The organism is Komagataeibacter europaeus LMG 18890 (assembly GCF_000285295.1).
Classification (GTDB): domain Bacteria; phylum Pseudomonadota; class Alphaproteobacteria; order Acetobacterales; family Acetobacteraceae; genus Komagataeibacter; species Komagataeibacter europaeus.
In genome coordinates this window covers 194,873-210,839 of the sequence record NZ_CADP01000001.1, presented here as the reverse complement: position 1 = coordinate 210,839, position 15,967 = coordinate 194,873, and the positions used below count along the sequence as shown (strand labels likewise).

Sequence of the window (15,967 nt, the reverse complement as noted above, 5' to 3'; positions counted from 1 at the left end):
TCAATGACCGTCCCGTCGGATCAGGATCGTTCCGAGGAGGCCGGGCTGCCTGCACCGCCCGCAGACGGTCCCGGACTTTTTGGTGACGCAGGGCCATCGCCCGCCCCCACCATGCCGGATGCGGCCCCTGCGGCGCCCTACCGGGTACTGGCCCGGAAATACCGTCCCACAACCTTTGATGACCTGATCGGGCAGGAAACGACTGTCCGTATCCTGCGCAATGCCTTTGCGCTGGGGCGGGTCGCGCACGCGTTCATGCTGACCGGCGTGCGGGGGGTGGGCAAGACCACCACGGCCCGCATCATCGCCCGTGCCCTGAACTGCACCGGACCGGATGGCAGGGGTGGCCCCACGGCCGACCCGTGTGGCGTCTGCCCCAACTGCGTCGCCATCCTGGCGGACCGGCACCCCGACGTGCTGGAAATGGACGCCGCGTCGCGCACCGGCGTCGATGACGTGCGCGAAATCATCGAAGCGACCCGATTCCGTCCCATGCAGGGACGGATGAAGGTCTTCATCATCGATGAAGTGCACATGCTTTCGCGCAACGCGTTCAACGCGCTGCTCAAGACACTGGAAGAACCGCCGGCGCAGGTCACCTTCATTTTCGCGACCACCGAACTGCGCAAGGTTCCGGTCACCGTCCTGTCGCGCTGCCAGACCTTTGCCCTGCGTCGCGTGCCGCAGGTGGAACTGGCCGCGCATTTCGACCGGGTGGCGCAGGCCGAACATGTCCGCTTTTCCCCCGATGCGCTGTCGCTGATCGCCCGCGCCGCGGACGGGTCGGTGCGGGACGGGCTGTCGCTGCTGGACCAGGCCATTGCCCAGGGCACGCTGGATGGGGAAGGTGGCACGGATGCGGCCCCCATCGGCGTGGACCTCGTGGCGGGCATGCTGGGGCTGGCGGATCGGGGGCTGGTGTTCGACCTGCTGGATGCGGTGCTGGCGGGCAAGCCCGACCGGGCGCTGGCCATCACGGCGGATGTCTATGTGCGTGGCGGCGATCTGGGCGTGCTGCTCGGCGATGTGCTGGAACTGGTGCATACCGTGTCGCGTATCAAGGCGATTCCGGCACTGCGTGATAACCCCGAACTGCCTGAAGCCGAGCGCGAGCGGGGCGCGGCCCTGGCCGAACGCGTGCCCGTGCCGGTGCTGGGGCGGACATGGCAGATGTTGCTCAAGGGCCTGTCGGAAGTGGAACAGGCCCCTGACCGCAGGCAGGCGGCCGAAATGGTGCTGATCCGCCTGTGTTACGTGGCCGACCTGCCGCCGCCGGGCGATGTCGTGCGCAGGATGCTGGGGCAGGATGCCGCGGCGGCCCCCCTGCAGGTGTCGGAACCGGCAGGGGATGGCGGCGGCGCGACCATGTCAGCCGTCTCCGCGTCGTCCCCCACCGGCGGGAACCCGCATGGTGGCGGGATCCGCATGGTGGCCAATGGCGGCATGCGGGTTGAAACCACGCCGCAACCCGCGCCCCGGACCGGAAAGGTGGCGGAAACCGCCCCCACGCCGCAACCCGTCGCCCCGCCGCGCACATGGCGCGAGACCGTGGCGTTTGTATCAGGCCGTGACGCCATGCTGCATGGGCACCTGCGCCATGCGACGCATCTGGTGTCCTTCGCCCCGCCACTGATCGAGATACGGATCGAGCGCAACAGCCTGCCCGGTCTTGCCCGGCGGCTGGAAACCGTGCTGCGTGAGGGCACCGGCGATTCCGCATGGCAGGTGCGCCTGTCGGAAGAGCAGGGGGAAGCAACCCTGGCCGAACAGGGGGCGGAGATCATCCAGTTGCATCGTGCCGCGGCGCAGGCCCATCCGCTGGTGCAGGCCGCGATGCAGGTCTTCCCGACAGCCCGCCTGGGTGAGGTCACGGACCACGCGCTGGATGACTATGGCCTGCCACCGGAAGAAATGGCGGCCGGAAATCTGGCCCCGGATCTCGAATTCGCGCCTCTTGATGCCGATCTGGTAGAAGAGGACGATCTGGATTCAGATGATTTTGCCTGAGGAGAGCAACTGAACATGAAAAATCTTGCCGGCCTGATGAAGCAGGCCACACAGATGCAGGCCCGCATGGAAGAAATGCAGGCCAAGCTGGAAGACATGACGATCGAAGGCAGCGCGGGCGCTGGCATGGTGACCATCACCATGAACGGCAAGGGCGACATGAAGGCGATCCGTATCGACCCCAAGCTGGCTGACCCGGCCGAGATGGAAATGCTGCAGGACCTGATCCTTGCGGCCAGTGCTGATGCGCGCAAGAAACTTGACGCCACCGCCAGCGAGGAAATGAAGAAGGTTACAGGTGGCCTGAGCCTGCCGGGCGGGATGAAATTCCCGTTCTGATCCATGACACCGGGGGACATGCATGAGCGGCAGGGGCGAAATTGACCGGCTGGTGACCCTGTTGGGCCGCCTGCCGGGACTGGGGCCACGTTCGGCCCGCCGCGCGGCACTGGCCCTGCTGCGCCAGCCCCATGCGCGGATGCTGCCCCTTGCCGAAGCAATGGAACAGGCGGCCCGCGCCGTGCGCACCTGTTCAACGTGCGGTAACCTCGACACGACGGATCCGTGCGGTATCTGCGCCGATCCCACGCGTGATGACGGACTGGTCTGCGTGGTGGAAAACGTGGGCGACCTGTGGGCGCTGGAGCGTGCGGGCGTGCATCGCGGCGTGTACCAGGTGCTGGGCGGTACGCTGTCCGCCCTGTCGGGCATGGGGCCGGATGACCTGAACGTGCAGCCCCTGTTCGACCGTATCGCCGCAGGTGGCGTGCGTGAGGTCATCCTTGCCCTGGGCACGACGGTGGAAGGCGCGACCACCATGCACTGGCTGCATGAGCGCCTGGCCCGTTTCGATGTGCAGGTCAGCCGCGTGGGGCAGGGCGTGCCGGTAGGCGGCGCGCTTGACGTGCTGGATGACGGGACGCTGGCCGCCGCCATCATGGCGCGCAGGCCGGCGTGAGCGATATCGCTGCATGGCCCGTGCCCGCCGCCATTCCGCGCGTGGCGCTGGTGACGGGGGGCGCTGCCCGGCTTGGCCGCGCCATTGCGTTGGAACTGGCGCGGGCGGGCTTCGATATCGCCATCCATTACAATGAATCCGCTCATGCGGCCGGACAGGCGGCGGCGGAAATCCGTGCTCTTGGTCGCAGGGCACGGGTATTTCAGGCCGACCTGTCACATGAAGCATCGGTCCGTCCCCTGCTGCCCGCCGTCATGGACGCGCTCGGGCCGGTGGGTATGCTGGTCAACAATGCCAGCACCTTCCGCCGCGATGAATGGGATGACGCCACACGGGCAGGGTGGGACGGGCATATGGAACCCAATACCCGCGCGCCGTTCGTGCTGATGCAGGAATTCGCACGCCTGCTGCCCCCGGGGGCGGAAGGCATGGTGCTGAACATGCTGGATGAACGCGTATGGTCGCTGACCCCGCATTTTGTCAGCTATACCGTGTCCAAGGCCGCGTTGTGGACCCTGACGCAGACCATGGCGCTGGCGCTGGCGCCGCATCGTATCCGGGTAAACGCCATCGGTCCCGGCCCGGTACTGCCCACGCCACGGCAGACGGCAGACCATTTCGCCCGGCAATGCGCCTCCGTCCCGCTGGGGCATGGGGCGACGGTGGATGAAATCGCCCGCGCGGCGCTGTCGCTGCTGTGCCTGCCGTCCGTAACCGGGCAGATGCTTGCCCTTGACGGGGGGCAGCACATGCAGTGGTCGCCCGCCCCGCGCCCGGCCTGAACATTTCAACCGACTGGATCCGCCATGTCCCTGCTGCCGCCATGGAATGAACCGCAACCGCTGCGCTGCCTGTTTGTGCGCAACATGGTGCTGGACGCCCATATTGGCGTGTTTGAACATGAACAGGGCGTGACCCAGCGCATCCGTGTCAACGTGGTCTTCGGCGTACCGGACAGTGCGACACTGGACGTGGGGCCGGACGATCTGGAACGCACGGTATCATATGAACGTGTGGTGCTGCTGGTGCGCGAAATCGTGGCGCGTGGCCATGTCGCGCTGGTGGAAACGCTGGCCGAACGAATCGCGGCGGGCGTGCTGGAGGACAGGCGCATCCGCATCACGCGCATCTGCGTGGAAAAGCTGGATATCTTTGACGATGCCGAATCGGTTGGCGTCGAGATCGAGCGCCGCAATCCGCGCACCTGATGCAAAAACGGCCCGGGACAGTACGCCCCGGGCCGGATCAGGTCAGTTGTCGTGGTCGTCCTTGTCGGTCTTCACGTCGATGTCGGCGCGGCTGATATCGTCGTCATCATCGTCATCAAGGCCCGCATCGTCCGGCAGGACGGCGGCATCATCATCATCGGCGTCGGTATCCAGATCGACGTCGACATCGTTTTCGAGTGCGTCATCAGCCGTCTTGGGCTTGGATTCGGGGGCAGCTTCCACCGGGCGACGGACGCGGGGCAGTTCCACGGGCTGTTCAGCCCCGCATTTGGGGCAGACGGCCGGATTCTTGTTCAGATCGTAGAAACGGGCGCTGCAGGAGACACAGACACGTTTGGTGCCGAGGTTGGACTGAGCCATCTTGAACCTGTCGATCCTGTTTTGATTATGAATGAAGCCACGATATCCGGAAGTGGCAAAAGGCGCAGCCCCATGCCAGTTTGTAGGCGCAATGTCAAACACCGGGGCATGCGCCGGCAGGCCGATCATGCCGATCTGTGATTGACTTTGCCACCCGGAATACGGAATTGGAGGACGTATGAAAACCGATCACGTCCAATCTTCCGTCCGCGCGCTGACGGTCCATGCCCCGCGCGCGCCCCTTTCCGGTTCGCTCCAGGTGCCGGGTGACAAATCGATCAGCCACCGTTCGCTGATGTTCGCGGCCCTTGCGCGTGGCACGACCCACATCACCGGCCTGCTGGAAGGGGAGGACGTGCTGCGCACCGCCGATGCGATGCGCGCGCTGGGCGCGGACATCACCCGCACGGGAACCGGGAACTGGACGGTGCAGGGATGCGGGCTGGATGGGCTGCGTGAACCGGCGGACGTGCTGGACATGGGCAATTCGGGCACGGCGGCGCGGCTGCTGTCGGGCATTCTGGCCAGCCATGGCTTCACATCCGTCATGACAGGGGACGCCAGCCTGCGCGGTCGCCCGATGAAGCGGGTGATGGACCCGCTGGCGGCTACCGGCGCGGTGTTCCTGTCGCGCCAGGGCGGNNCGCCTGCCGCTGGCCATACAGGGCAACGCCAACCCGCCCCCGCTGTCTTACCGCCTGCCGGTGGCGTCGGCACAGGTGAAGTCGGCCGTGCTGCTGGCCGGCCTGAACGCGGTGGGGGAGACCCGGGTGGAAGAACCCGTGGCAACCCGTGACCATACCGAAAACATGCTGCGTCATTTCGGCGCCACCGTGCGCGTCGAACCCATGGGGGCCGGTGGCCGGGTCATTACCCTGCAGGGGCGGCCCGAACTGGTGGCGCGTGACATCGTGGTGCCGGGCGATCCGTCATCGGCGGCGTTCATCCTGGCGGCGGCCCTGCTGGTGCTGGGATCGAAGGTCAGCGTGCGCGGCGTGGGGCTGAACCCGCTGCGCACCGGCCTGTTCACGTCGCTGAAGGAAATGGGCGCGGATCTGGTCATCAGCAACGAGCGCGTGGAAGGCGGCGAGCCTGTGGGCGACATCACCGCCACCGCCGGTGCGCTGCATGGCGTGGACGTGCCCGCCACCCGCGCGCCGTCCATGATTGACGAATATCCCGTCCTTGCGGTGGTCGCGGCCCACGCTGCCGGGCAGTCCCGCTTTCGCGGGCTGGAGGAACTGCGCGTGAAGGAAAGCGATCGCCTGTCCGCCACCGTCGCCCTGCTGGAAGCCAACGGCGTGAAGGTCGAGGTCGTGGGCGATGACATGATCGTGCACGGCACGGGCGGGGCGATTCCCGGCGGCGGCCTGGTCCAGACCCGCATGGACCACCGGCTGGCCATGAGCGCGATCGTGATGGGCCTTGCCGCCCGGAAGCCGGTCTGTGTGGATGATACCGCGTTCATCGACACCAGCTTCCCCGGTTTCATCACGCTCATGAACAGCATTGGCGCCGGGCTGCCGGCATGACCCGGCGGCTGGTCATAGCGGTTGACGGACCCGCGGCTGCGGGCAAGGGCACGCTGGCGAAGCGGCTGGCGCAGGCCCTCGACCTGCCTTACCTCGATACGGGGCTGCTGTATCGCGCGACGGGGCGGCGCATGATCGACGCGGGCCATGACCCGGCGCAGGGGGAGGCGCAGGAATTCGCCGCCAGTGTCGGGCTGGAGGATCTCAGCCGTACCGACCTGCGCGTGCCCGAAGTCGATCGCGCGGCCAGCCTTGTCGCGGCGCAGCCTGCCGTGCGCCGCGTTCTGGTTGACGTGCAGCGCCGTTTTGCAGGCGAACATGGCGCGGTGCTGGACGGGCGCGATATCGGGACGGTCATCTTCCCCGATGCATCGGTCAAACTGTTCATTACCGCGTCACCGCGCACGCGCGCCACGCGCCGGTGGGAACAGCTGGCGACCGATCCCCACGCACCCGACCGCGAGGACCAGATCACCCGGGTCGAGCGTGAGATCGAAGCACGCGACATGGCCGATTCCAGCCGTGCCGTCGCCCCCCTGCGTGCCGCCGGGGACGCCGTGCGCATCGAGACCGATGGCCTGAGCGCGGATGAGGTGCTGGCCGAAGCCCTGCGGATCGTGGCGCGCATGACGCGCTAGGGTGATTTTGTGCGGGAACCCGGCCCCATATTGCGGGTTTTTATTGACATGCGCCGCCCATAGGGTGTCTGTGCTGAACGGTATATGCCCCACGCGCCCGCGTGGCGCGGGGCATGGCGTCAATTTTGGCCGTCAGGCGAGCCGCGACCGTGTCGTGGCGTATCCGCCGGGCAAGTCGTTCCCATTGTCCCATTCCATGCGGACAGGCGGGGCGCAGGATTGTCCCTTATCCACCCCATGGGGTGGAACAGGGTTACAGGATTTACGAGTAGCTCATGGCTTCAGCCACAACACAGCCCGTCGCCGACCATAAGGGTGGCGAGGACTTTGCCGCCCTTCTTGAGGAAACCCTTGGTCGCGACTCCGCATTTGACGGTTCCGTTGTCACCGGCCGCGTTGTCCGCCTGACGGATGAATACGCGATCGTCGATGTCGGCCTGAAAAGCGAAGGGCGCGTCGCCCTGAAGGAATTCGGCCCGCCGGGTGTGACCCCCGATGTCAAGCCGGGCGACGTTATCGAACTGTTTGTCGAGCGGTACGAAGACCGTGACGGGTCCATCGTCCTGTCGCGCGAGAAGGCCCGCCGCGAGGAAGCCTGGTCGAACCTGGAAAAGGCGTTCGAAAACAACCAGCGCGTCAACGGCACCATCTATGGCCGCGTCAAGGGCGGCTTCACCGTTGACCTGGGTGGCGCGATGGCGTTCCTGCCCGGCAGCCAGGTGGACATCCGCCCCGTGCGCGACGTTACCCCGCTGATGGGCGTGCCCCAGCCGTTCCAGATCCTGAAGATGGATCGTGCGCGTGGCAACATCGTCGTCTCGCGTCGTGCAGTTCTGGAAGAGACCCGTGCGGAACAGCGCAGCGAGCTGATCCAGGGCCTGAAGGAAGGCATGATCCTTGATGGCGTGGTCAAGAACATCACCGATTACGGTGCGTTCGTGGACCTCGGCGGCGTCGATGGCCTGCTGCATGTGACCGATATCGCATGGAAGCGCATCAACCACCCGTCCGAAGCCCTGCAGATCGGTCAGCCGGTCCGCGTGCAGGTCATCCGCTTCAACCCCGACACGCAGCGTATCTCGCTGGGCATGAAGCAGCTTGAAGCTGACCCGTGGGAAAACGTGGCGATCAAGTACCCGCCGGGTGCCCGCTATACCGGTCGCGTCACGAACATCACCGACTACGGTGCATTCGTGGAACTGGAGCCGGGCGTCGAGGGTCTGGTGCACGTGTCCGAAATGTCCTGGACGAAGAAGAACGTCCATCCGGGCAAGATCGTCGCCACTTCGCAGGAAGTCGATGTGATGGTTCTGGATGTGGACAGCGCGAAGCGCCGCATCTCGCTGGGCCTGAAGCAGGTGCAGCGCAACCCGTGGGAGCAGTTCGCCGAGGAACACAAGGTTGGTTCCGTGGTGGAAGGCGAGATCCGCAACATCACCGAATTCGGCCTGTTCATCGGCCTGTCCGCGGACATCGACGGCATGGTCCACATGTCCGACCTGTCCTGGGACGAGCCGGGCGAAGTCGCCATGAGCCATTACGAAAAGGGTCAGGTCGTAAAGGCCAAGGTTCTGGATGTGGACGTGGAGAAGGAGCGTATCTCGCTGGGCATCAAGCAGCTGCAGGAAGATCCTGCTGCTGACACGCTGAGCAAGGTGCAGAAGGGCGCGATCGTGACCTGCATTGTCACCGCTGTTCAGTCGAACGGCATCGAGGTGAAGGTTGACGACGTCCTGACCGGCTTCATCCGCCGTGCGGAACTGGCCCGTGACAAGGCCGACCAGCGTCCGGAGCGTTTCGCCGTTGGTGAACGCGTCGATGCGAAGGTCGTGTCGGTTGACCGCGCAGCCCGCAAGCTGGCCCTGACCATCCGCGGCCGTGAGGTCGAGGAAGACAAGCAGGCGATCTCCGACTACGGTTCGTCCGATAGCGGGGCTTCGCTGGGTGACATTCTGGGTGCCGCGATCCGTCGCCGTAACGCCGAGAGCTGATCCCGTCCGTATGACCCGGCCTGCCTTGGCGGGTCGGGTGATACGTCGGAAAAGGGGCGANGATGCAGGAATGCATCGCCCCTTTTTATATGGGTGTGGGTATTATTGGGCGCATGTCACAGGGGCTGATGCCCCTGTATGAGAAAGCAGGAAGATAAAATCCCGGTATCCATGCACGGAACACAATGCAAGAGGCTGTCTGAAAAGCCAGCCCTGGCAATATCATGCAAATGATAAAGAAGTTTTTGGTGAAGGTTTTTTCAAAAAACTTCGAAAAACGCTGTCTTTTCAGGATGTAGTAATACTCAGGAACTTTTAATTAAATTTTCAGGCCATCTCTAAGGCGGTCCATGCCAATAATGCTTATATAGACCGCATTGATATATTTCCTGTAATAATCTATCTCACCGCCGCAATTATCAATTCATGACAATTCCCGGCAGACCCCAGAAACATCTTTATAATTTGCACGATATTACAAAAATTGGCTGTGCAATATGGAATTGCGTTCTGGAGGAATGGCCGGGTTTTCCGTTGTTATGGAAACGGTGCCCTTCGATATTTCTTAACTATTGAAAATAAGATTGTGCAGGGGCTGGCAGATGCCAGCCCCGTAAAGCCATCAGGGCGCTGTCGCCGGTCCCTTGATGATTTCCGCAAGATCGGCGGGCCGTATCCACTTACGGAATGCATCGCGTATGGCCGTGGCGTCCAGCGTGTAATAGGCTTGGGCTGCGATATCATTCTGGTTCAGCGGCAGGCCCAGGTCACTGAAATGCAGGTAACCCGCCGCAATGGTGTCCAGACTGGCGGATTGCAGGGCCAGGCCACGCAGCATGCCCGCGCGGGCCATGGCCAGTTCGTCTTCGCTGACTGGCTGTGCCTGCATTGCCATGATGTCATGGATGGCCGCATCACGTGCCGCCGCGACCTTGTCGGGATCCGCGCCAAAGGAAATGCTGTAGGCGCTGCGGTGGCGCTTCCATGTCAGGTGGCTGCGTACGGTATAGACGTAGCCACTCCGAACCCGCAGGTCACGGTACAGGCGGGACGAAAAACCCGACCCAAGGATTTCGTTGCCAAGGTTCAGCGCGAAATGTTCCGGGTTGGCGACATTCAGTGACAGGCTTTCGGGCAGGGAAACCGTGGCCTGCGTACTGGATGGATCGGGCACCTTCATCACGCTGGTATGGCTGTCGGGACGGGGGGGCAGGTCAACCACCGGCATCGGCCCGCTGGCGCGCCATGCGCCAAACGTGCGTGAAACCGCGCGATAGGCGGCGGCGGGCGTAATATCGCCGGTAATGACAATGGTGGCCAGGTCCGGCCTGTAGGCCGCTTTCCAGAACGCGCGGCAGTCCGCCAGCGTCAGTTTCATCACCTCGTCCGGTTGCGCCTGCCGCAGCGACGGGTCGCCCGCGGGTGACACCGCGCCCTGCATCGCGCGCTGGAACAGGTATTCGGGCGAATGCAGCAGGCCGGACAGGGATGCGGCCGTATTGGCGCGCACCACCTTGAACCCCTGTTCAGGCAGGGCGGGGTGCAGTTCATTTTCCGCCAGCAGTTCCAGCCCCCGGTCAAAATCGGGCGTCAGCACGTTCAGGCTGAAATCGGCGCCGGCATTTTCGCTGGCGGCAATATCGTCAAACGCTTTCTGCAACCCGACCCGGTCATGCGTCGTGCTGCCGTAATTGAACAGTTCATTCGTAATATCGGCAATGCCCTCCTTGCCCGGTGGTTCCTGCATGTCCTCATTCTGGCGGATGGTGCCGTAAAGGTTGATGGTATGGCTGACGGAAGCCGGGCGCACGATCAGATGCAGGCCATTGGGCAGGGTGTACTGGGCAGGCTGGACCGATGCCTCGGGCGGTCGCAGCGCCAGCAGGCTGTCATTGGCCCAGCGCGGCAGGGTTACGGGGTGGTCGGGTGTGCTGGCAAAGGATTCCGCGCCGCCAAATCCCTTGTCGGCCACCGGGTGCCCGCCATCGCGCGGGGTCAGGATGGCCGTGATGGACTGCTGCGGGTCCAGCACCGTGCGCGCCAGGCGATTGACGTCTTCCGGTGTGACAGCGGCAAAGGCGGCGGCTTCATCATCGGGGGACTGCAGGCCCATGACGGCCTGTGCTTCCGACCAGCTTTCGGCAAGGCCGGAAATGCTGTTGGCGGCAAAGCCCAGCTGCGCCAGTTCCTTGCGTCTGGCCGCATCGACCAGATCGGACGGTACGCCGTTTTCCCGCAGGTTGCGCAGGATGTCCTGCATGCGCGCCTGAAGCGGGGCGGGGTTGCTCCCCTTGGGGAAAGCCGCGATCGCAATGCCGATCCCGGCATCCGCCTTGGTCACGAAATCGAAGCTGGACAGCAGCGCGCGTCCCTGCGGCACAAGATCATATAACGCACCACGCTGGCTGCTCAGCACATCGGACAGGATACGCGCTGTGGCGTAATCCCGGCTGTTCTGTCCCGGCATGCGGCTGGCAATGGCGACAAGGCCCACGGGGTAATCGGTCGGGAACTGCAGGGTCTGGGCATGCACGGGGCCGGGGTGGATCTGCGGGCGTGCGGGCAGCTTGCGCGACGGAATCGGGCCGAAGGTGTCGCGTACCATCGCCAGCGTGCGGGCCGCATCGATATCACCCGTTATGACCAGAATGGCATTGTTGGGCGCATACCACTGCCGGTAGAACCGGCGCAGCAGGGCCGTATCCGTCCTGTCAAAGGACGGGCGGCTGCCCAGTGCATCATGTTCATAGGGCGTGCCGGCAAACAGGATCGACTGCAGGCGCGCCAGATAGACATAACCGGGGCTGGACAGATCGCGTGAAACTTCCTGCTCGATCGCGCCACGTTCATGCGTCCAGTCTCCGGCCGCAAGCGTCAGGCCCTTCATGCGCATGGCTTCGATACGCAGCAGGACGTCAAGGTTGTCCGCAGGCGCGGTATAGAAGAACTGTGTTACGTTTTCCGTCGTGTCCGCATTGTAATCGCCCCCCAGCCGCGCGCCGATGGCGGCCATCTGGTCACGGTCCAGCCCCTTGCTGCCACGGAACATCATGTGTTCCAATGCATGCGCCGTGCCGGGAAAGCCTGCGGGCGCCGCAGCCGAACCCACCAGGTAATTGATTTCGGTGCTGACAACCGGGGCCAGGCGGTCGGCCACGATCACGACGCGCAACCCGTTGGGCAGCGTGGCCTGCAACGGGGCTTCAGGCTGGGCAACGGTGGGCACAGATGCCGCGGCGTGGGCCGCAGGCGGTACCAGGCAACTGCCACATAGCAGGAGGGAGAGGCATAATGTTTTGGAAAACAGGCGTGCTATCATATCCCCAGATTACGCTGCTTTACCCATGGCGACCAGTTCATGCAGCCCCTACCTGTCATAACGGCCCGTTATAAAGGATCAGACCATGTCCCGTGTTCCGGTGGAGAAAGTCCACATGCGTGAACGTATCCGCCATGTCATGGATACGGCCGTGGAAACGTCCCGGCTGGTCGGTGCCGTGGTCATGGTGGCCGTGGATGGCGAGGTCGTGGTGGCGGAAGCCGCAGGCCAGGCCGATCGGGAGGGCGGCATTCCCATGCAGGCCGATGCCCTGTTCCGCCTTGCTTCCCTGACCAAGCCGGTCGTGACCGCCGTGGCGCTGGCCATGGTGGAGGAAGGACTGCTGGACCTGCATGCCCCGGTCACGCGTTACCTGCCGCATTTTCGTCCCGCCCTGCCCGATGGGCGCGCGTGCGAGATCACGCTGCACCAGCTGCTGACCCATACCAGTGGCCTGACCTATGGATTCGCTTTCCCGCGCGATGACAATCCCTATACCCGCGTCGGGGTCTCCGACGGGATTGCGGAACCGGGACTGTCGCTGGCGGACAACCTTGCCCGGCTGGCATCAACCCGGCTGATCTTCGCGCCGGGGCAGGGATGGGCCTATTCGCTGGGGCTGGATGTAATGGGCGGCGTGATTGAAAAGGCATCCGGCCTGTCGCTGCCTGCTGCGGTGCGGCGTCATGTCGGCGCGCCGCTGGGCTGGCGCGACAGTGGCTTCATGCTGACGCCATTGCAGTCCCCCGCCGCCTGCTATGCCGATGTCAGGCCCGTACCCATCCGCATGGGGGCGGAATATGCCATGCCGCGCCTGCTGCCCGGTGGCGGGGTGGGGGAAATCCGTTTTGCGCCCGACCGCATCCGCAACCCCGGTTCCTATCCATCCGGCGGTGCGGGCATGGTGGGGACGGCTGCGGAATTCCTTGCATTCCTGGAAGCCGTGCGCATTGGTGGCGAAGGCATGCTGTCGCCCGCATCCGCCATGCTGTTTGGCCGGAACGCCATTGGCGACATTGATATGGGACCGCTGGCGCGCGGGCGGCGCTTCGGTTATGGGGCCGCGGTCATAGCGGACCCGTCGCTTGCACGCACGCCACTCAGCCCCGGCAGTTTTACATGGGGGGGCGTGTACGGGCATCAATGGGCGGTGGACCGCGCGCGCGGCATGAGCATTGTCATGCTCAGCAATACCGCGCTGGCGGGCATGGCGGGGGCGTATCCTGACGCAGTCGTCGCCGCCGCCTGTGGCGCATGACGGGACATGCGCCCACATTACGACGGATATGAGGATACTGGGAACTGTCATGTCATTTGGTGATCGCGTCAACCAGTTTGACGCCTGGCTGCTGGACCGGGTTTTCCAGCCTTTTGCCGACGCCCTGCCCGAACGCCTGACGGCCATGGAAATGGGCATGAGCTTTCAGGTCGGGTCCATCGTCCTGTCGGCCGCGTCCATTTCCGCCCTGCTGGTGCTGGAGGGCATGACGCTGGATAACCTGATCGCCAACGTGCTCGGCTGGTTTTTCGAAGTGGTCTTCTATATCGGCATCCACCGTATGCGCAGGCTGGTAAAGCCGGGGTACCAAAATCCGCTGCGCGTCATGCTGGCGGGCATGCGGCCCATTTCCATCCCGTTTGCGGCCTATGCCTTCTATCAGGCGGTTACGGCGGACCGGGCGTATGAACTTGCCCTGTGGTTCAATTCCCTGTCGCAGCTTGTATTCGTTGCCGGGATCTACCTGATTTCGTGCAACGTGCCACCACCGGGGCACCGGGCACGGCAGACGTCCTTCGGGCGTGGACCGTTGCCCAACGAAATCGGCTGACCACCATGCCAGACGTTGGTCAGAAACTGCAAGAAGTTTTTTGGTGAAGCTTTTTTCAAGAAGCGTCAGGGAACGCCGCCTTTCTGAAAAAAGGCGGCACCCAAGAAGCTTTTATTTTCATCAGTGGTTTTCAGGGCGTGTTTTTCAGAAATCCACGCACCGTCCCTTGACCGTCCAGTCACCATAACGGGTCGGTTCCGGCCCCTTCGGGCCACCGACTTCATCCGCCTCGGCAGGCTGTTTCAGCAGCGCGGCTTCCTTGGCCGCTTCGTCCTGCGCCATATCGGCGGCAGGGGCGGGGGAGGGGGTCTTGTCCTTGTTCATGCCGTCAGTGTCCGCCCAACGCCCCGGAACTGGCAAGCCCAAAACGCCCCTGTGGGTGCCGGGGTAGCGCGTTATTGATGTTCGGACTGCGCGATGCGCTGCTGCACCGTCATCCGCCATGGGGCGTTCGCGGGGGCCGCGTCCAGCGCACGACGGTACAGGTCCGCCGTCTCAGGGGAGATATGGCCGCCATCGGCCATCATCTGCGCTTCGGCCGCGCGGGCGGCGACTTCGGGGTCGAAGCGCTGTTCTATGGCGTTGCGCCATGCCTGCGCTGCGGCGGCGTAATGGTCGCGCCCGGCTTCGGCCTGACCCAGCAGCACGTAGCCCTGGAACAGGCTGGGATCACCGGCGGGGATCTGTTTCAACTGGTCGCGCAGCCGGTCGATGATCGCGTCATTGCGGTGTTCCTCATGCTGCAGCGCCACAAGGCGCGGGGCCAGCGGCTGCGCCGGAAGCGACGGATGCCCGACCGTAAGGTACAGTCCGATGGCGGCGACAGGCAGCGCAACCAGGGCCGCGGTAATGACGCCCGTAGAGGAACCCTTGCCCGCGACGAAAGCAGGCAGCATGTCGGTGCCCAGCACCCGGCGCTGGATTTCCAGCCGCGCGCTGTCATGTTCGGATGGCGCGATCATGCCTTCGACCAGATCGCGTTCCAGTTCCGCAAGCTGCGCCTGATGCAGGACAAGGGCCGTCTCGCGCTCATCCCGCAGCAGGGTCGTGCGACGGAACGAAATCAGCGCGGGCAGCAGTGCGATCACGCCAAGCAGGCAGATACCAATCCAGATCATAAGACTCTCAGCGTGTTTCGGTCAGGTCGGACAGACGGCGGCGTTCCGCGTCCGTCAGGGGCGTGGGCGTTGCCGTGCGGGGCCTGCGGAATGTCCACCACGCCACCCCGACGCCAATGCACAGCGCCAGCAGCGGCATGACCCACAGCAGCAGCGTGCCGATGGTCAGCGGCGGCCTGAGGCGGATGAAATTGCCATAGCGGTTGACCATCCAGTCCATGATCTGCTGGTTGCTTTCGCCCTTGGCCACGTGTTCACGCACGACATGGCGCAGGTCACGGGCCAGGTCGGCGCTGCTGTCCTCGATCGATTCGTTCTGGCACACAAGGCAGCGCAACTGGGACCCGATCGCCTCGGCGCGCTGTTCCTGCGCCGGGTCGGGCAGCATTTCCGACGGGTCATCCACCGCCATCGCCACGAACGGGGCAAACAGCAGGCAGGCCAGCAGGGCAATCACGCCATAACGGCGCAGGGGGTGTGTTTTCATGACTTCAGGCTGTCCGCCAGCGGCATGATCGTATTGGTGATCATGGTTTCGGTAATGGGCGAGGCCGTATGCCAGCGGATCACGCCACCCGGCCCGATCAGGAAGGTTTCCGGTACGCCGGACACGCCCCAGTCGATCGCGGCCAGCCCATCGCGGTCAGCGGCGATGCGGGCATAGGGATTGCCCGCGCGCTGCACGAAGCCCAGCGCGTGTTCAGGCTTGTCCTTATACGCAATGCCCCAGATCGGCAGGCGTTCCTTCAATGCGTTCAGCACCGGCATTTCGGCAACGCATGGAATGCACCAGGATGCAAAATAGTTCACCAGCACCGGGGATTTCAGCGAACGAAGGTCCCGTGCCGAAAAGCCCTGTCCCGGCGCCTGGTCCGGCAGGGCGAAATCCGGCACGGGGCGGTTCAGCGCCGGGGCATGGATGTCATGCGGATCGAATGATCCCCTTGTCATGCCCGACAGCATGCGCCAGAACCCCACGCCCACCC

15 protein-coding genes and 1 pseudogene are annotated in these 15,967 nt (G+C 64.3%); 10 read left to right on the top strand and 6 right to left on the bottom strand.

Annotated features, from left to right (window positions below; translation table 11 throughout):
- Positions 1-3: 3 nt before the first annotated feature.
- Genes GEU01_RS01055 through folB form a run of 5 tightly spaced genes read left to right on the top strand, consistent with a single transcriptional unit; the run spans position 4 to position 4,173 of the window.
- Positions 4-2,007 carry a DNA polymerase III subunit gamma/tau gene (locus GEU01_RS01055; RefSeq protein ID WP_019084583.1) on the top strand — a complete coding sequence of 668 codons (2,004 nt, stop codon included), beginning with the start codon at positions 4-6 and terminating at the stop codon, positions 2,005-2,007.
- Between the two features lie 15 nt (positions 2,008-2,022).
- Positions 2,023-2,346, top strand: coding sequence for a YbaB/EbfC family nucleoid-associated protein (locus GEU01_RS01050; protein ID WP_010506817.1), 324 nt, complete (start codon positions 2,023-2,025; stop codon positions 2,344-2,346).
- Positions 2,347-2,368: 22 nt separating this feature from the next.
- Entirely contained in the window at positions 2,369-2,965 is a 597-nt protein-coding gene (recR, locus tag GEU01_RS01045; protein ID WP_010506815.1) for a recombination mediator RecR, read from the top strand.
- Positions 2,962-3,747 carry an SDR family oxidoreductase gene (locus GEU01_RS01040; RefSeq protein ID WP_019084582.1) on the top strand — a complete coding sequence of 262 codons (786 nt, stop codon included), beginning with the start codon at positions 2,962-2,964 and terminating at the stop codon, positions 3,745-3,747. Before recR ends, GEU01_RS01040 begins: the two co-directional genes overlap by 4 nt.
- A 24-nt stretch (positions 3,748-3,771) precedes the next feature.
- A complete protein-coding gene (gene folB / locus GEU01_RS01035; RefSeq protein ID WP_019084581.1) occupies positions 3,772-4,173 on the top strand; it encodes a dihydroneopterin aldolase in 402 nt (133 codons plus the stop codon).
- A gap of 42 nt (positions 4,174-4,215) precedes the next feature.
- Here folB and GEU01_RS01030 read toward each other — a convergent pair whose 3' ends face one another.
- Complete coding sequence (locus tag GEU01_RS01030; protein WP_026018385.1) at positions 4,216-4,554, bottom strand: TIGR02300 family protein; 339 nt, start codon at positions 4,552-4,554, stop codon at positions 4,216-4,218.
- 178 nt (positions 4,555-4,732) lie between these two features.
- Between GEU01_RS01030 and aroA the strand changes: the two are divergent.
- The 3 genes and pseudogenes from aroA to rpsA all read left to right on the top strand — a co-directional run bounded on the left by aroA (position 4,733) and on the right by rpsA (position 8,715).
- Positions 4,733-6,086, top strand: a pseudogene (gene aroA, locus GEU01_RS22170) (3-phosphoshikimate 1-carboxyvinyltransferase).
- The gene (gene cmk, locus GEU01_RS01020; RefSeq protein ID WP_010506810.1) at positions 6,083-6,724 is read left to right on the top strand and encodes a (d)CMP kinase; all 642 of its coding nucleotides are present in this window, start codon (positions 6,083-6,085) and stop codon (positions 6,722-6,724) included. Before aroA ends, cmk begins: the two are co-directional and overlap by 4 nt.
- A 275-nt stretch (positions 6,725-6,999) precedes the next feature.
- Positions 7,000-8,715: a 30S ribosomal protein S1 gene (gene rpsA, locus GEU01_RS01015; RefSeq protein ID WP_010506809.1), complete on the top strand. Its 1,716-nt coding sequence runs from the start codon at positions 7,000-7,002 to the stop codon at positions 8,713-8,715.
- 622 nt (positions 8,716-9,337) lie between these two features.
- On the opposite strand, the gene GEU01_RS01010 is transcribed toward rpsA, so the two are convergent.
- Positions 9,338-11,911 carry a M16 family metallopeptidase gene (locus GEU01_RS01010; protein ID WP_019084580.1) on the bottom strand — a complete coding sequence of 858 codons (2,574 nt, stop codon included), beginning with the start codon at positions 11,909-11,911 and terminating at the stop codon, positions 9,338-9,340.
- Between the two features lie 208 nt (positions 11,912-12,119).
- Between GEU01_RS01010 and GEU01_RS01005 the strand changes: the two genes are divergently transcribed.
- On the top strand, positions 12,120-13,292 hold the full coding sequence (locus tag GEU01_RS01005) for a serine hydrolase domain-containing protein (RefSeq protein WP_019084579.1): 1,173 nt from the start codon (positions 12,120-12,122) through the stop codon (positions 13,290-13,292).
- Between the two features lie 49 nt (positions 13,293-13,341).
- Positions 13,342-13,863, top strand: coding sequence for a hypothetical protein (locus GEU01_RS01000; RefSeq protein ID WP_010506802.1), 522 nt, complete (start codon positions 13,342-13,344; stop codon positions 13,861-13,863).
- Between the two features lie 144 nt (positions 13,864-14,007).
- Here the strand turns inward: GEU01_RS01000 and GEU01_RS00995 are convergent, their stop codons facing one another.
- The 4 genes from GEU01_RS00995 to GEU01_RS00980 form a co-directional block, all read right to left on the bottom strand.
- Positions 14,008-14,187, bottom strand: a complete 180-nt coding sequence (locus GEU01_RS00995) for a DUF1674 domain-containing protein (RefSeq protein WP_019084577.1) — start codon at positions 14,185-14,187, stop codon at positions 14,008-14,010.
- A gap of 71 nt (positions 14,188-14,258) precedes the next feature.
- A complete protein-coding gene (gene ccmI, locus GEU01_RS00990; protein ID WP_019084576.1) occupies positions 14,259-14,981 on the bottom strand; it encodes a c-type cytochrome biogenesis protein CcmI in 723 nt (240 codons plus the stop codon).
- 7 nt (positions 14,982-14,988) lie between these two features.
- Complete coding sequence (locus GEU01_RS00985; RefSeq protein WP_019084575.1) at positions 14,989-15,468, bottom strand: cytochrome c-type biogenesis protein; 480 nt, start codon at positions 15,466-15,468, stop codon at positions 14,989-14,991.
- Positions 15,465-15,967 (bottom strand): DsbE family thiol:disulfide interchange protein (locus GEU01_RS00980; protein ID WP_198284430.1); only part of this gene is annotated, 503 nt, incomplete at its 5' end. The genes GEU01_RS00980 and GEU01_RS00985, both read right to left, overlap by 4 nt.

What these genes read in the sequence shown, in the direction of transcription:
- GEU01_RS01055 (WP_019084583.1), top strand. Translation starts at nt 4, where the DNA reads ATGACCGTCCCGTCGGATCAGGATCGTTCCGAGGAGGCCGGGCTGCCT.
- GEU01_RS01050 (WP_010506817.1), top strand. Translation starts at nt 2,023, where the DNA reads ATGAAAAATCTTGCCGGCCTGATGAAGCAGGCCACACAGATGCAGGCC.
- recR (WP_010506815.1), top strand. Translation starts at nt 2,369, where the DNA reads ATGAGCGGCAGGGGCGAAATTGACCGGCTGGTGACCCTGTTGGGCCGC.
- folB (WP_019084581.1), top strand. Translation starts at nt 3,772, where the DNA reads ATGTCCCTGCTGCCGCCATGGAATGAACCGCAACCGCTGCGCTGCCTG.
- GEU01_RS01030 (WP_026018385.1), bottom strand. Translation starts at nt 4,554, where the DNA reads ATGGCTCAGTCCAACCTCGGCACCAAACGTGTCTGTGTCTCCTGCAGC.
- cmk (WP_010506810.1), top strand. Translation starts at nt 6,083, where the DNA reads ATGACCCGGCGGCTGGTCATAGCGGTTGACGGACCCGCGGCTGCGGGC.
- rpsA (WP_010506809.1), top strand. Translation starts at nt 7,000, where the DNA reads ATGGCTTCAGCCACAACACAGCCCGTCGCCGACCATAAGGGTGGCGAG.
- GEU01_RS01005 (WP_019084579.1), top strand. Translation starts at nt 12,120, where the DNA reads ATGTCCCGTGTTCCGGTGGAGAAAGTCCACATGCGTGAACGTATCCGC.
- GEU01_RS01000 (WP_010506802.1), top strand. Translation starts at nt 13,342, where the DNA reads ATGTCATTTGGTGATCGCGTCAACCAGTTTGACGCCTGGCTGCTGGAC.
- GEU01_RS00995 (WP_019084577.1), bottom strand. Translation starts at nt 14,187, where the DNA reads ATGAACAAGGACAAGACCCCCTCCCCCGCCCCTGCCGCCGATATGGCG.
- ccmI (WP_019084576.1), bottom strand. Translation starts at nt 14,981, where the DNA reads ATGATCTGGATTGGTATCTGCCTGCTTGGCGTGATCGCACTGCTGCCC.
- GEU01_RS00985 (WP_019084575.1), bottom strand. Translation starts at nt 15,468, where the DNA reads ATGAAAACACACCCCCTGCGCCGTTATGGCGTGATTGCCCTGCTGGCC.